Consider the following 15,609-nt stretch of genomic DNA (forward strand, 5'->3'; position numbering starts at 1 on the left):
GTGTTAGTCCCGCATCGAAGCGACTATGACGAGTATTTGATTCGTTTAGATGCCTTTATTCAAACTTTACAAAATGTTGATAAGGTAGAAATCTTACCGTATCATACGATGGGCAAATACAAATGGCAGGAAATGGGATTAAAATATCCTTTAGAAGGAATTGAACCACCGGCTGAAGATCGGGTTAAAAATGCCAAAGAGCTTTTGCATACTGATAATTATACAAAATATTTAACCCGTTAAATTTAACAGGAAAGATGCATTTTTGATTGAATCTTTCCTGTTTTTTGCTATCATAAAGAAGAATGTAAAACCTATGATTATTAAAGGAGTGTCTTATATGTCAAAAATTTTAGTTTTTGGTCATCAAAATCCAGATACTGATGCAATCGGAGCTGCAATTGCCTTTGCTCATTTGCAAGATACATTACGTGAAGAAACAGTTGAAGCTGTTGCATTAGGTACACCAAGTGAAGAAACACAATATGCGTTAGATTACTTTGGCTTAAAAGCTCCGCGTGTTATTACAAATGCTAAAGAAGATACAGAAAATGTCATGTTAGTTGACCACAATGAATTTCAACAAAGTGTAAACGATATTGCAGACGTTAATATTTTGGCCGTTGTAGACCATCACCGGATTGCCAACTTTGAAACTGCTAATCCGCTATACTACCGCGCTGAACCTGTTGGGTGTACTAGTACCATTGTTTTGAAATTATACAAAGAAGCAGGAGTAGAAATTCCTAAAGCAATTGCGGGAATGATGTTATCTGCGATTATTTCTGATACATTATTATTTAAATCTCCAACTTGTACACCAGAAGATATCGCTGCAGCAAAAGAACTAGCTGAACTAGCTGAAACAGATTATGAAAAATATGGTTTAGATATGTTGAAAGCTGGTACAAATTTAAGCGATAAATCTGCTAGCTTTTTATTAGATCTTGATGCTAAAAGCTTTCCAATGGGAGATAAAAACATTCGCATTGGCCAAGTTAATACAGTTGATTTAGATGAAGTTTTCAATCGTCAAGCTGAATTGGAAGCGGCGATGACAGAAGAAAATGAGAAAAATGGCTATGATTTATTCGTTTTAATTGTAACCAACATCTTAGATAGTGATTCTGAGTTATTAGTTGTAGGCGAGCCAAAAGAAAAAGTTGAAGTTGCTTTTGATACGAAGTTAGAAAATAATCGCGCTTTATTAAAAGGTGTGGTTTCTCGTAAAAAACAAGTTGTACCACAATTAACTGAAGCTTTTAGTTAAGCTAGTCGAGTTAAATACTAAATGATAAAGTACGCCCGAATGAGAGTGGGATTTTTCTTTATTACTATTGTGGTAATAAAGAAAACGGCTCTCTCGGGTTTTTTATATGGAATGTTAGCTTAAAACAAGGAGTAATGTTAAAAGATGAAATTTTATTACGGTGGTAGTAAAAGTGAGCACTATCAAAATTTAGCGCATAGTGCTACTTTTCAGCAACTTTGTAGCTATTTATATCTGCATGAAGGAACTATTTTACGGGATTTGAAGAAAAATATCCCGATGGAAAATTTAGAAAAAACAATTGAGCTGGCGATTGAACTAAACTTAATTTTACGAGAAGAACGGCGGTATCGGTTATTGTTTCCAATCGTTACAAAAGAGTTAGTGACAGCCATAGAAAAGAAAGCAGATTTTCAAATTACACTAAGCCAATTACAACAAAGCTCTGCTGCTATAGTGGCAGCATTTGAGGATTATGAACATCTCATGAAGCAAGATTATTTTTACGGTGTAATAGATACGATTGCGTTAGCAGAAGTCGCTTTGTTTAAAAGTGATACTTTACAATTTGTTAGTTGTCAATTAGATGCTAAATATGACACTATCCCATCTTACTTTGAAGCGTTAAAACATGAACAATTAACTGAAACCAATCCTTTATATGCCATTTTAGGCGATGTAGATCCAATCTATGCAGGTTTGCAGTTTGCTTATATTATTGAAAGAGTAGTAAAGGGTAAAAAGGTTCGTCCGTCTATTTTCAGTCGGGCATTATCGCTGACTGGAATTTTAATGGTTAATGAAGATAGTAGTTTAAAATTAAAGGTACCTCTTTTAGCTCATACTGATGAAAAAATGAAGTTTGAAAAGACAGATCTGCTAAAATGGCGACTATTATTGACGAGTTACTTAGCAGCACAAAACGCCCAAACGCTACAGTTCGTTTTTTTTAATGAAAATTAAATGAGATAGTAAACGCTTTTTGTTTAGCAAAGAGCGTTCTTTTTTAGCTAATAAAGCCAATTTCTGCGAGATCGATACAAATAATATGATTTTTTTAAGCAAAGTACTCATTTTTATTCACGAAAGATTAAAAAATGATAATAAAATAATTGAAATTATAACAATTAAATGATATTATTATTATAGAATAAATCTGGGGGGACTTTTGGATGGAGAAAATCAAAAGGGAATATGTAAATGGGAAAGTAAAGGCAACAGGCTCAATGGTTCAATTTATTTCAATGGCAGAAGTAGAAGCTGCTCGATTAGAACTTAAAGCCAATCAAATTGATGAGAGTCAATTTTCTGATGGCGAAGTTATTTTGGCAATTCAACAAAAACAAAAAATTGGCGCCCAAACTATTGTTCCTATTGTGGTGGATTGGTTAATTGAAAATAATTTTATCGTCACCGCCCCACAAGCAATTAAATATTTAATAGACAATGCAAACTACGATAATCGACCACTTTCATACAAAGTCGTAGGAGATCTGGATTATGATACTAACGGAAAGTTTTATTTAATTGTAGCCTCAAGTCCAAAACGTAAAGTTGAATCACTATATAAAGTTTATACTAATGGTGTCATTAAAGAATTGTGGGTTGAAAACTAGTTTGTTCTAGAAGTGAGTGATCACTTCTTTTTTATAACCTAACTTTTTAATGCTAAATGGTTGTGATAGAGGTGATTAATTTCTAGCATAATGAGAAATTTTAAGAAAATAATGGCTCAAATTTATAAATTTTTCCGCTGGTTTAAGTAGAAGTTCTTTCTTTGGCAGTCTTTATTTGAAAAAAATAGGTATGACGTATGACAAAAGATTTGTCATACGTCATACCTATTTTTTAGATGATTTTTTCTTTTTTTATTGGTGTTGTTAAAAAGAAAAGACTGAAAAAAGTAATATTAATGCTAGCTGCAATAATACTGCCTAGGTTAGGAAGAGAAAAATCCGTTAATAAGACACTATATAGTACACTTCCCATATATATTAAAATATCCACCATCATCAAAGCCGCAAATAAAAAAGGATATCTTCGGTTTAAAAAGACGATTAAAAAGAAGAAGAGTGCCATTAGAGTGGCTAATATTTGAATACCTGCAGCCAGAAGATAGGTAAAGGAGTGAACGTCGCCACTAGGAAGGAAGGTACGTAAAAATAAGATTAAAAAGGCAATGAAATAAAAAAAAGTGGCTTCTTTAAATTCCGATTTATCGGTTTTTTTGCAATAGTAATAGAGCAGGCCGCTAAAAACGACAGTAAAAAAAATAAAAAGATGATTAAAAAAATTTGCTACAATACTACTTTCTCCTAGTACATTTAATGATAATTTACTTGCGAGTGTGCTAGCAAAATAATCAGTAAATACCGCAGAAATAAAAAGAATCGTAGCAATAAATCCACACGCTACGGTAAGATACTTTAGTAATTTTAAATTAGACATAACTTCGCTCCAAACATTTATTCTCATTAATAATAACAAAATAATAAGTAAATGTCGAATTATTCTCATAAAAAAAGCTGTTTATTAATTTAATCTGATAAAGAAAAAACTAACTTTTAAGTAATACGCTTAAAAGTTAGTTTATTTAAAAGAATTAGATGATTTTACAAGTGATAAGAGCAATCTTCCAAAATATTGTTATCTAGCAAAAAGAGGCGATACCGCTGTATTTATTGTCGCTGTTGGCGTTTACGTACTTTTTTGGTCCAAAAGCCACCAGAAATATATTTGGGCTCATAAGAAATGATAAAGGCGCGTTCTTCTACGCTTTTAATGAGTTGGTATAATTGCCGCTCATTTTTTCGTGGTGATAATATTTCTAATACGACTCGTTCACCTTCAAGACCTTGTGCACTGCTTTGCGTAACACCGTAGCCGTTGTCTCTTAATACTTTAGGTAAATGATTATCTTCATTTGTATTGGAAGGTAAAATTGCCGTAACCATAATATAGCCTAGAGCGAGTTTATCTTCTATTTTAATCCCCACACTAATCCCTACCGCATATCCTAAAGCATAAACAAATAAATTAATCGGGTCATCTAAGCGATCTAAGACCATTGAAAGACCTAAGATATAAATTGTAATCTCTACCATACTTACTAATGGCGCGATGATGCGATAACCTTTCATCGTCAACATAAAACGCAATGTATTTAGCGTAATATAAGCAAAATTAATAGCAAAAATCATAAATAAAAGTTTAAAGTCCAATTAAAACCCTCCTTATTGCTCCAAAATACACCACAAAGACAAAAATTACAATTGAAACACTAATCAAAATGGAACTTTATTGCGAAAATATTAAAAAAAGATTACAATTGTTATATAGAACGGTTGTTATAAATGGAGGAGGAGAGGAAATGAGCCGACGCCTTTTGTTAGTCAGTCATGGTATGGTGGCATTTTTCGGTTTATACTATTCGATTTATTTATTATTGATTAATCCAGAAACTTTGTTTTCCGTCCAACATGCACTCGATTATCATCCTGCTTTTGACCATTTTTTAGTTGTCTTTTTTAAGTTTCTGTTGATTTCGATGGGTAGTTTTTTTGCTTATTTGGCGTTGCGTTTTGCCTTTCCTTTTGGCTACTATTATTCTTTTGTACAAGGTTTGATATTATTATTTATTGCATTACTTATTGTATATTTACCCATTAGTATCCGTATTTTTTTGATGATAATGGGGACACTCCAATGTAGCATTATCATCTACCATCGTTTTTCCTTGTTGTAAAGGATTTTTTTTAATTGGTAAGTCTCTAAATTATGAATTATTTTAAAGTATCTGATTTTTAAATCATCAGATGCTTTTTTTCTTGAGCAAAAAAGGGACAATTCTACGATAATATTGCTCATCGTAGTCTCATATAATGTTGTGTCATCTTTTCAAGCGTACTTTTCGTTATATAACTTTTATTTTTTGTGCTGTCAAATCATTGTATTTTGCTTGGTCTTTATTTTAACAATAATGTTATCGTATTCAAAATAATATTTGAAAACGCTTTACATATCAGCTTTTTTTATTAACGAAGATGTAATGGAATATTTTTAGGAAAAAGGAGTTATTTTTTTGCTAAAACTCTTTTCTTAGATTAGAAATGTGTTATTATTATATTAGAAAAACTTAGCGAGTTATTTAAGTTTTTTTCTAGTTTTTGGATTTGGAAAAATGAGTTGATGCGCAATATTCAGGATAGAAAGGAAACTGGTATGGTTGAAGAAAAGCAAGCAAATGACGTTCTAGTTGCAGAAGAACGTTTTTTAACAGGGGAAAATTTTTACAGCCAGCATTTATTAGGTGCACATAAAAAAACAGATGGCAGTTTTGTGTTCCGGGTTTGGGCTCCTAATGCCCAACAAGTGTGGTTAGTGGGTGATTTTAACAATTGGGACGATTCACTTCCTTTATCCAAAAGAGAATCTGGTATCTGGGAACTAACGACATCCCAACCTAATGAAGGTGATCTTTATAAATTTAAAGTGCGGCAAGCCAATGGTCGCGAGATTTTTAAAATAGATCCCTTTGCAATTCGTTTTGAAAAACGGCCCGGAAGTGCAGCTGTCTTACATACAATGACAGAAAAGAAGTGGAAAGATGGCTTATGGCAAGGACGAAAAAAGCGTACTAATCACTTTAAGCGTCCAATGAATATTTATGAAGTCCATGCCAGTTCTTGGAAGCATCACAAAGACAACACCCCTTACACTTTTGCAGACTTGAAAGAAGAATTGGTTCCTTATGTGAAACAAATGGGCTATACCCATATTGAATTTATGCCTTTAATGGAACATCCGTTAGGGAAATCATGGGGTTATCAATTGGTTGGCTATTTTGCCCTAAGTTCTTATTATGGGACACCAGAAGAATTTCAGGATTTTGTTGAAGCTTGTCATAAAGAAAACATCGGTGTTTTAGTTGATTGGGTGCCGGGGCATTTTTGCATTAATGAAGATACATTACCTTACTATGATGGGACGCCAACTTTTGAATACGAAGATTATGATCGAGCTCAAAATGTGCGTTGGGGTGCGGTTAATTTTGACCTAGGTAAGCCTCAAGTGCAAAGCTTTCTAATTTCAAGTGCACTTTTTTGGTTGGAATTTTATCACGTGGATGGTATTCGGGTGGATGCTGTTTCTAATATGATTTACCGCGATTATGATGAAGGCCCTTGGACGCCAAATCATGAAGGGGGAAATCGTAATTTTGAAGGGTATTACTTTTTGCAAAAATTGAATGCGGTTGTGAAATTAGCTCACCCTGATGCGTTAATGATTGCTGAGGAAAGTTCATCTGAGACCAAAGTTACGGGCATGATTGAAAGTGGTGCTTTAGGGTTTGATTACAAATGGAATATGGGTTGGATGAACGATGTCTTGCGTTTTTATGAAATGGATCCTATCTATCGACGTGACAATTTCAATCTCTTAACATTTTCTTTCATGTACATGATGCGTGAAAATTATATTTTGCCACTTTCCCATGATGAAGTTGTTCATGGCAAAAAAAGCTTAATGCATAAGATGTGGGGAGATCGCTATAAGCAGTTTTCCCAACTCCGAAATCTATACACCTATATGATGACACACCCAGGGAAAAAACTACTCTTTATGGGTAGTGAGTGGGGACAGTTTTTAGAATGGAAGTACGACCATGGGTTAGAGTGGGTTGATTTAAATGATGACATGAATCATAACATGCAACATTTTACGCAAACTTTAAACGCTCTTTATAAGGATGAAAAAGCGCTTTTTGAATTAGAAGGCGATTACGATACCATTGAAATTATTGATGCGGACAATAAAGATGATACTGTTTTAAGTTTTATTCGACGCAGCAAAACAAAAAAAGATTTTGTCATCGTCGTTTTAAACTTAACACCAGTTGAGCGTAAAGATTTTGTCATTGGGGTGCCATATCCTGGTACCTATAAAGAAATTTTAAATACTGAGATGAAAGAATTTGGTGGGACTTGGACTAAGTCAAATCCCGTGAGAGAAACTTCTGCGTTACCTTTTAAAGATTATCATTATCAGTTTAAAACGATTGTACCAGCTTTGGGTGCATTGTTAATTAAACCTGAAAACATTAATACACGAGCAAAACCAAAAACTAAAAAAGCAAAAGCATAAAAATAAAAGGGGGGAATGGTGAATTTTCACCGTAAAAATGAAAACAGAAATGTTAGCGATGATCTTAGCCGGTGGTCAAGGAACGCGGCTAGGAAAATTAACCAAAAATATTGCCAAACCAGCAGTTCCGTTTGGAGGCCGCTATCGAATTATTGATTTTACTTTAAGTAATTGTGCCAACTCTGGTATTCGTAATGTAGGTGTTGTTACACAGTATCAACCATTAGCATTAAATAACCATATTGGAAATGGAGCAAGTTGGGGCTTAGACGGTATTAATTCTGGGGTGACAATTTTACAGCCGTTTTCAAGTTCTGAAGGAAGTAAATGGTTTGAAGGAACTGCCCATGCGATTTACCAAAATATCGCCTACATTGATCAAATGGATCCACAATATGTGCTTGTTTTATCTGGCGATCATATTTACAAAATGGACTATGAAGAAATGTTAGAAACGCATAAGGCAAATAACGCTTCATTATCTGTAGCAGTTATCGAAGTGCCAATTAAAGAAGCCTCCCGTTTTGGAATTATGAATACGGATGAAAATGATCGTATTATTGAATTTGAAGAAAAACCTGCTGAACCAAAAAACAATCTCGCTTCAATGGGGATTTATATTTTTAACTGGGGACGTTTACGCAATGTCTTAATGAATAGCTATTCAAAAGATGGCCAAATGATTGACTTTGGTAAACATGTAATTCCAAATTACCTTGAATCAGGTGAGAATGTTTTTGCTTATCGTTTTTCCGGTTATTGGAAAGATGTAGGGACTATTGATTCATTATGGGAAGCCAATATGGAATTTATTGAACCGGAAATGGAACTTGCAATTCGCGATAAATCATGGCGTGTCTTTTCAAAAAATACTATTTCACCGCCACATTTCCTAACAGAAACAGCTGCTGTTAAAAATTCGCTAATTGTCGATGGTTGTTATGTTTCTGGTGAAATTAATCATTCTATTTTATCTGATGATGTCCAAGTAAAAGAAGGAACCACCATTACTGATAGTGTGATAATGCCTGGGGCAACAATTGGAAAAAATGTAAAAATTCATCGTGCGATTATTGGTGAAAATGCCATCGTAGGTGATAATGCAGTGATTGATGGCAGTGAAGAAATTGCTGTTGTCGGCTATTCTGAAGTGATTGGAGTGACTCTTGATGAGAACTAATAAAATGTGTGCGATTTTGGGTAATTTACATCGTTATAATGAGTTATTACCATTAACAGAAAACCGTCCCCTTGCAACACTACCTTTTGATTGTAAATATCGCTTGATCGATTTTAATTTATCTAGCATTGTCAATGCGAATATTAGTACTGTTTTTATGGTCTTTAACGAAGGAGAAACACAGTCAGTTTTTGACCATATCGGTGGCGGTAAAGAGTGGAACTTAGATAGTGTCCGCAATCGCTTCTTCATTCATGTTTACCAAGATTTTCTAAAACAAAAAGCAGAAAATAAACACTACTATGATACGTTAATTGACTATTTACAGAAATCAAAATCGGAATATACCGTTTTTATGGGTAGCAAAATGTTATGCAACATTGATTTGCGAGCAGTCTTGAAAATTCATCAAATGCAAGCAAACGACATGACAGTTGTATATAAACGTATGCCCAAATCACAAGTTTATCCAACGGATATGGTATTAGAAATGGAAGAAAATGGCAAAATTCTTCATGCCACACAAGCAAAAGATAGTAATTTAACTGATGCCGTTAATCTTTGTGCTGATATTTACATTGTGCAAACTGAAAGATTAATTGAAGCGTTGTCCCAAGGGCAAAATGAAGGCGTATCTGTTAATTTGGAAAGCTTCTTACGCTCAAAAATTACAAGTGTCAAAAGTTCAGCTTATGAATACACTGGCTATTTGAATAATATTTTTGATATTCACTCTTATTATCAAGCCAATATGGATATGTTGGACCCGCAAAAATTTAGTTCACTACTTTATTCAAGTAAAAAAATCTATACGAAGTTGAAAAATGAAGTTCCAACTTATTATGCGCCAACTTCACAAGTGGAAAATTCGCAATTTGCCACGGGTTCAATTATTGAAGGGACAGTGAGAAATTCTTTAGTTTCACGTCATACTGTAATTAGTGAAGACGCGGTAGTAGAAGATGCGATTGTGATGGCTAATAATAAGATTGGTGCAGGTGCCACAGTGAAATATGCGATTTTAGATAAAGCCGTTCAAGTTGCTCCAGGGGTTAAAATTATTGGTACAAAAGAAGAACCAATTGTGATAAAGAAACAAAGTCATATTATTTCCGATGTTTACGGAGGCGAATAAGATGAAAGTATTGTTTGCTGCCGCTGAGTGTGCTCCTTTTTTTAAAACAGGTGGTCTAGGCGATGTCGCTGGTGCTTTGCCAAAAGAACTAGTCAAAAAAGGTATCGATTGTCGCGTCGTATTGCCTTATTTTGCCAAAAAAATACCAGCTGAATATGCTAATCAATGTGAAGACTTATTCTCTTTTTACGTAAATGTCGGTTGGCGAAAACAGTATTGTGGCGTAAAGCAACTAGTATTAAATGGCGTTACGTATTACTTTTTAGATAATTTATACTATTTTGGCGCTCGGGATGGTTTATATGGGTATTACGATGACGGTGAACGTTTTGCCTTTTTCCAATTGGCGCTAATTGAAATGATGGAGCGCATTGATTTTATCCCAGACCTTTTACATGCCAATGATTATCATACAGCGATGCTCCCGTTTTTATTAAAAGAAAAATATCGTTGGATTCATGCATATAATAACATTAAGACCGTTTTGACTATCCATAATATTGAGTTTCAAGGGCAATATGCCGGTAGTGTTTTACCAGATTTATTTGGCGTTGGGATGGAACGCTATGAAGATGGTACGCTGCGCATGAACGATTGCTTAAACTTTATGAAAGCTGGGATTTTGTATGCTGATCGGGTCAATACGGTAAGCCCTTCTTATGCTGAAGAAATCAAAACGCCTCAATTTGGCTCTGGGTTAGATGTTATTTTGCGAATGGAAGCTGGTAAGTTAAGTGGTATTTTAAATGGTATCGATTACGATTTAAATGATCCTGATACTGATCTTTCATTACCTTATCACTACAATGCACAAGATCTAAGTGGAAAAGCAAAAAACAAGGCAGATTTACAAGCAAAAATGGGACTACCAGTCAAAGCAGATGTGCCACTTTTTGCAGTAGTTAGTCGTTTAACTTATCAAAAAGGCTTTAATCTTTTACTTGATGAGTTACACAGTCTTTTACAAAATGATGTCCAGCTGGTGCTATTAGGGACAGGAGAGAAAGATTTTGAAAATGGCTTTCGTTACTTTGCCGCAACTTATCCTGATAAATGTGCGGTCAGCATTTCATTTGATGTCAAACTGGCACAACAGATGTACGCAGCAGCAGATGCCTTTTTGATGCCGTCTGCTTTTGAACCATGTGGCCTATCGCAAATGATTTCTATGCGTTATGGAACTTTACCAATCGTTCATGAAATCGGTGGCTTAAAAGATACTGTCATCCCATATAATATTGTCACTGGTGAGGGGACTGGTTTTGGTTTTGCTGAGTTTAGTTCTTATCAATTATTAAAAGCGATTGAAAAAGCAATTACTTTATATGTAGGTGACCCAAAAACTTGGCAAAATCTTATGCAACAAGCAATGGCAAAAGATTTTAGTTGGAAAACTTCTTCAAAACAATATGTTGCCTTATATGAAACGTTAGTTTAAAAAATACGTCGGTAAGAAACTGGGAAGCAGCCCGCTGTTTTTCAGCTTCTTACCGACTAAATTTTAAAATTGAAATAGCAAAAAATTAAGCTGAAGAAGCCTGCTTCTTCAACTTTTTATTATCTAGGAGGAAAAGAGATGAAAATTACTAAAAAGGTTTTTAAAGAAGAAATGATCCAACGGTTAAAAGAAAAATATGCGATGGACATTAATGATGCTACACCGCAGGAACTTTTTCACGTATTAGGTAGCGTGGTTAAAGCTTATTACGCTGATGACTGGGTGCAAACGTGGAAAGACTATCTCACAGAAGAAACAAAGCAAGTTTATTATTTTTCAATTGAGTTTTTACCAGGAAAAATGCTTAAAAGTAACTTGTTAAACTTAGGCATTTTAGATACCGTTCGGGATGGTTTAACCGAGTTGGGCTTTTCTTTAGATGCAATTGTTGAACAAGAAAAAGATATGGCATTAGGAAATGGTGGGCTAGGTCGATTAGCTTCTTGCTTTATGGACTCGATTGCTTCTTGTGGCTTACCGGGAAATGGGAATGGTATCCGTTATGATTATGGTTTATTTAAACAACGTTTTGTTGATGGTTATCAAGTAGAATTGCCTGATGAATGGTTAAACAATGGTAACGTTTGGGAAGTCCGTAAAGAAAGTAAGGCAGTGGATGTGCGTTTTGGCGGTAACGTATATATGTTACCTCTAGCAGACGGGCGCTTAAAGCCAGTTTATGAAAATAGTCGCTTAATTAAAGCTGTCCCTTATGATACCGCAATGGTAGGCTATCAAAATGACGTAGTAAATACGTTAAGACTATGGTCAGTAGAAATTCCCGTTTCAGAAGAAAACCGCTACCGCAGTTTAGAAGAGCGGCGGGAATTAGAAGATTTAACAGCGGTGTTATATCCAGATGATTCCAATGAAAGAGGAAGAAGAACGCGATTATTGCAAGAATACTTCTTTGTTTCGGCTGGAGTCCAAAGTATTGTCCGCTACTTTAAAAAATTAAATAAGCCATTAACGACCATGAGTCAATATATTGCCATTCACATTAACGATACACATCCAGCATTATGCATACCTGAAATGATGCGTATTTTGTTGGATGAATGTGATTTAACTTGGGAGCAAGCTTGGGAAGTAACAGTGAAGGTAATGAGTTATACTAATCACACGATTATGGCAGAAGCTTTAGAAAAATGGCCGATCGAATTGATGCAAGAAATGTTACCGCGCATGTATCAGATTATTGAAGAAATCAATCGCCGCTTTGTAAATCAATATAGTCAGTATTATGATATCGAATTAATTGAACGGGCTAGCATTATTCAAAATGGGCAAGTCCATATGGCTAACCTATCGATTATTGGTAGCCACAGTACCAATGGTGTTGCCAAATTGCATACAGATTTATTAAAAAGTGTTGTATTGCATGATTTTTATACAATCTTCCCAGATCGCTTTAATAATAAAACTAATGGGATTGCCCAAAGACGCTGGCTGCAACTGTCAAATGAACCATTGGCCAATCTTTTAGATCAAACGATTAAAACTTCTTGGCGGAAAAAAAGTAATGACTTGCATTTGCTACAAAATTATGTGGAAGATGATACTATTTTAACTGCTTTAGCTAAAGCAAAAAAAGAAAATAAAGTAGCATTAGCACAATATATTGAAGAAACAACCGGAATTGCAGTTTCAGCTGATGCAATTTTTGATGTACAAATCAAACGTCTACACGCATATAAACGTCAATTATTAAATCTCTTACACATCTTAAAATTATATTTTGCGATTAAAGATAACCCTGATTTTCAAATGGTGCCACGAGTTTTCATTTTTGGAGCTAAAGCAGCGCCAAGTTATACGTATGCAAAGGCAATTATTAAAGCAATTAACGAAACTGCCCAATTAATTAATCACGATCCAGACGTAAAAGATCGGATCAAAATTGTCTTTTTAGAAAATTACAATGTAACTTTAGCAGAACGAATTATTCCAGCAGCAGATGTCAGTGAACAGATTTCACTAGCTTCAAAAGAAGCTTCTGGTACTAGCAATATGAAACTGATGTTAAATGGTGCGATTACACTTGCTACTTTAGATGGTGCCAACATTGAAATTCGCGATGCTGTGGGTAAAGAGAATATTGTTATTTTTGGTTTAACAGAAGAAGAAGTATACGGCTATTATCAAGCACAAAATTACAATGCCATGAGCATTTATGAAAATTCACCTACACTACAACGAGTTTTAAATGCCTTTATTGATGGCACCATTCCTAATATTCACTTTGAAGGCCAAGAAATATTTGATTCTTTAATCAAATATAATGATGAATTTTTCGTCTTAAAAGACTTTGATTCTTATTGTGCTGCTCAAAAACAAATTGAAGAACTATATGGTGATAAAAGACGTTGGCAACAGATGAGTTTAATTAACATTGCAAATGCGGGCCAATTTTCTGCAGATCATACTGTTGCGCGTTATGCAGAAGATATCTGGCAAATAGAACCAGTCTTTGCCCATAAAGAGTTAATGAGGTAAGGTTTATGACAGCGGTATATTTTAATTCATGGTTAGAAGAGTATAAGAAACCATTTGGTGCGGTTTTGGAAAATGAGTTTGTCTCCTTTAAAATTAGTGTCGAAGATGATTTTGTTACAGGTGTTACGTTAGTCATCGCAAAAGATGAGAATAAACCTCACACCATTGCCATGGAAAGCTATGGCACGCAGCAGTATCACTTTGATTATTTTTTCAATGAAGGCAAAGGCGTTTATTTTTATTATTTTGAAGTTCATTATTTGGACGCTAATCGCGCTGAGCACACTCGCTATTATGGCGCAATTGAAGGTGGGGGAGCTGGGCATTTAGTCGATCATTTTGATGAAATTAAAAGGTATCAAGTTACCTGCTACAAAAAAGCTGAAGTGACACCTAAATGGTATCGTGAAGGCGTTTTTTATCAAATTTTTCCTGATCGTTTTTATAATGGCAATCAACACGGGTTAGTGAATCATCCCAAACCAAATACTTTTATTTATGGGAATCATCATGATGAACCAATGTATATTAAAGATGAGAATGGCGATATTAGTCGCTGGGACTTTTTTGGTGGTAATTTTAAAGGCATTAAAGAAAAAATTCCGTATTTAAAAGAGTTAGGAATCACTGGAATTTATTTGAATCCCATTTTTGAAGCGCGAAGTAATCATCGGTATGATACCAGTGACTATTTAGCAATCGACCCAATTTTAGGCACTGAGGCAGAATTTTTGGAGTTATTGTCTGAACTACATGAAAATAATATTCATGTGATTTTAGATGGTGTTTTTAGTCATGTTGGTCGCAATAGTATCTACTTTAATTATGATGGCGCTTATGGACAAACAAAAGGTGCTTATCGGAATATCCATAGTCGCTATTATCCTTGGTTTAATTTTAATCGTTATCCTGATGATTACCGCTCTTGGTGGGGAGTAAAGGATTTACCAGAGATTAATAAAGACAACCCAGAATTTCAGCAGTTCATTTATGGCGATAACGGTGTGTTGGCAAAGTGGAACAAGTTTGGCGTTGACGGTTGGCGTTTAGATGTAGCTGATGAACTGCCGGATGAATTTATTGCGGGAATCCGGCATAATCTCGATCAATTTGAAGAAAAAGTATTACTAGGCGAAGTGTGGGAAGACGCTTCGAATAAAATTTCTTATGGTAAAAGGCGCCAATATATTTTAGGTAATCATCTACACGGTGTGATGAATTATCCGTTGCGCGAACAAGCTTTAGCATTTTTAACAGCAGGCTGTGCACCAGAGACGATTGCGAAACACTTTACTACCTTACAAGAAAACTATCCTCGTGATGTTTTTTATAATAGTTTTAATAACATTGGAACCCATGACACCGAACGAATTTTAACCCAATTAGATGGTGATACTCGTAAATTATCTTTAGCTTTTGGCTTATTACATCTTTTTCCAGGAGTTCCTTGTGTTTATTATGGAGATGAAGCGGGCTTAACGGGCGGAAAAGATCCTGAAAATCGGAAGTTTTTCCCTTGGGATAACATCGATTTGAAATGTTATGAAGCCTGTCAAAGTTGGATTGCTTTACGTAAAGATAATCCTGTTATTCATCAAGGGGAATTTTTACTTTTATACACAAAGCGATTGTTGGGCGTTTTGCGTTATGATAGTGAAGATTTTGTTTTGGTCTTTTTTAATCCTAGCAATGGGATGCAAGCTATTGATGTAGCAGAAATTCAAACTTTACGTCCCTTGCCTATTACAAAAGAACGATTAAAAGCAATCATCGGAGAAAATCAGACGATTCAAGAGGCGGACGCTTGTGTCTTTAGCGGGAAATTATTTGCTTAAGTTGGAATTTTAAAATTCCACTTAGCTGGGGTAAATTTTCAATAGATTTAT

12 protein-coding genes and 1 pseudogene are annotated in these 15,609 nt (G+C 34.8%); 11 read left to right on the forward strand and 2 right to left on the reverse strand.

Annotation, left to right across the window (positions count from 1 at the left end):
- The 4 genes and pseudogenes from pflA to RU96_RS01510 form a co-directional block, all read left to right on the forward strand.
- Positions 1–243: pseudogene (pflA, locus tag RU96_RS01495) on the forward strand (pyruvate formate lyase 1-activating protein); the annotation flags it as partial.
- A 97-nt stretch (positions 244–340) separates the two neighbouring features.
- Positions 341–1,270 carry a manganese-dependent inorganic pyrophosphatase gene (locus RU96_RS01500; RefSeq protein WP_071863783.1) on the forward strand — a complete coding sequence of 310 codons (930 nt, stop codon included), beginning with the start codon at positions 341–343 and terminating at the stop codon, positions 1,268–1,270.
- Between the two features lie 144 nt (positions 1,271–1,414).
- On the forward strand, positions 1,415–2,233 hold the full coding sequence (locus tag RU96_RS01505; protein ID WP_071863784.1) for a DUF1803 domain-containing protein: 819 nt from the start codon (positions 1,415–1,417) through the stop codon (positions 2,231–2,233).
- 209 nt (positions 2,234–2,442) lie between these two features.
- A complete protein-coding gene (locus RU96_RS01510; RefSeq protein WP_071863785.1) occupies positions 2,443–2,886 on the forward strand; it encodes a hypothetical protein in 444 nt (147 codons plus the stop codon).
- A gap of 232 nt (positions 2,887–3,118) precedes the next feature.
- Here RU96_RS01510 and RU96_RS01515 read toward each other — a convergent pair whose 3' ends face one another.
- Positions 3,119–3,718 (reverse strand): hypothetical protein, encoded by a 600-nt coding sequence (locus RU96_RS01515; RefSeq protein ID WP_071863786.1) that lies wholly within the window; start codon positions 3,716–3,718, stop codon positions 3,119–3,121.
- 230 nt (positions 3,719–3,948) lie between these two features.
- Positions 3,949–4,491: a DUF2179 domain-containing protein gene (locus tag RU96_RS01520; protein WP_071863787.1), complete on the reverse strand. Its 543-nt coding sequence runs from the start codon at positions 4,489–4,491 to the stop codon at positions 3,949–3,951.
- Positions 4,492–4,640: 149 nt separating this feature from the next.
- Here RU96_RS01520 and RU96_RS01525 point away from each other — a divergent pair, with 149 nt between their 5' ends.
- The 7 genes from RU96_RS01525 to RU96_RS01555 all read left to right on the forward strand — a co-directional run bounded on the left by RU96_RS01525 (position 4,641) and on the right by RU96_RS01555 (position 15,558).
- The gene (locus RU96_RS01525; RefSeq protein ID WP_071863788.1) at positions 4,641–5,015 is read left to right on the forward strand and encodes a hypothetical protein; all 375 of its coding nucleotides are present in this window, start codon (positions 4,641–4,643) and stop codon (positions 5,013–5,015) included.
- A 476-nt stretch (positions 5,016–5,491) separates the two neighbouring features.
- A complete protein-coding gene (gene glgB / locus RU96_RS01530; protein ID WP_071863789.1) occupies positions 5,492–7,414 on the forward strand; it encodes a 1,4-alpha-glucan branching protein GlgB in 1,923 nt (640 codons plus the stop codon).
- Between the two features lie 37 nt (positions 7,415–7,451).
- A complete protein-coding gene (locus RU96_RS01535; RefSeq protein ID WP_071863790.1) occupies positions 7,452–8,594 on the forward strand; it encodes a glucose-1-phosphate adenylyltransferase in 1,143 nt (380 codons plus the stop codon).
- The gene (glgD, locus tag RU96_RS01540; protein WP_071863791.1) at positions 8,584–9,729 is read left to right on the forward strand and encodes a glucose-1-phosphate adenylyltransferase subunit GlgD; all 1,146 of its coding nucleotides are present in this window, start codon (positions 8,584–8,586) and stop codon (positions 9,727–9,729) included. The genes RU96_RS01535 and glgD overlap by 11 nt, the downstream gene beginning before the upstream one ends.
- 1 nt (position 9,730) lies before the next feature.
- Positions 9,731–11,167, forward strand: a complete 1,437-nt coding sequence (glgA, locus tag RU96_RS01545) for a glycogen synthase GlgA (protein WP_071863792.1) — start codon at positions 9,731–9,733, stop codon at positions 11,165–11,167.
- A 144-nt stretch (positions 11,168–11,311) separates the two neighbouring features.
- Complete coding sequence (locus RU96_RS01550) at positions 11,312–13,723, forward strand: glycogen/starch/alpha-glucan phosphorylase (RefSeq protein ID WP_379923999.1); 2,412 nt, start codon at positions 11,312–11,314, stop codon at positions 13,721–13,723.
- A gap of 5 nt (positions 13,724–13,728) precedes the next feature.
- Positions 13,729–15,558 carry a glycoside hydrolase family 13 protein gene (locus tag RU96_RS01555; RefSeq protein ID WP_071863794.1) on the forward strand — a complete coding sequence of 610 codons (1,830 nt, stop codon included), beginning with the start codon at positions 13,729–13,731 and terminating at the stop codon, positions 15,556–15,558.
- The last annotated feature ends 51 nt before the right edge of the window (positions 15,559–15,609 follow it).

The organism is Enterococcus canintestini (assembly GCF_001885735.1).
Lineage (GTDB): Bacteria > Bacillota > Bacilli > Lactobacillales > Enterococcaceae > Enterococcus_C > Enterococcus_C canintestini.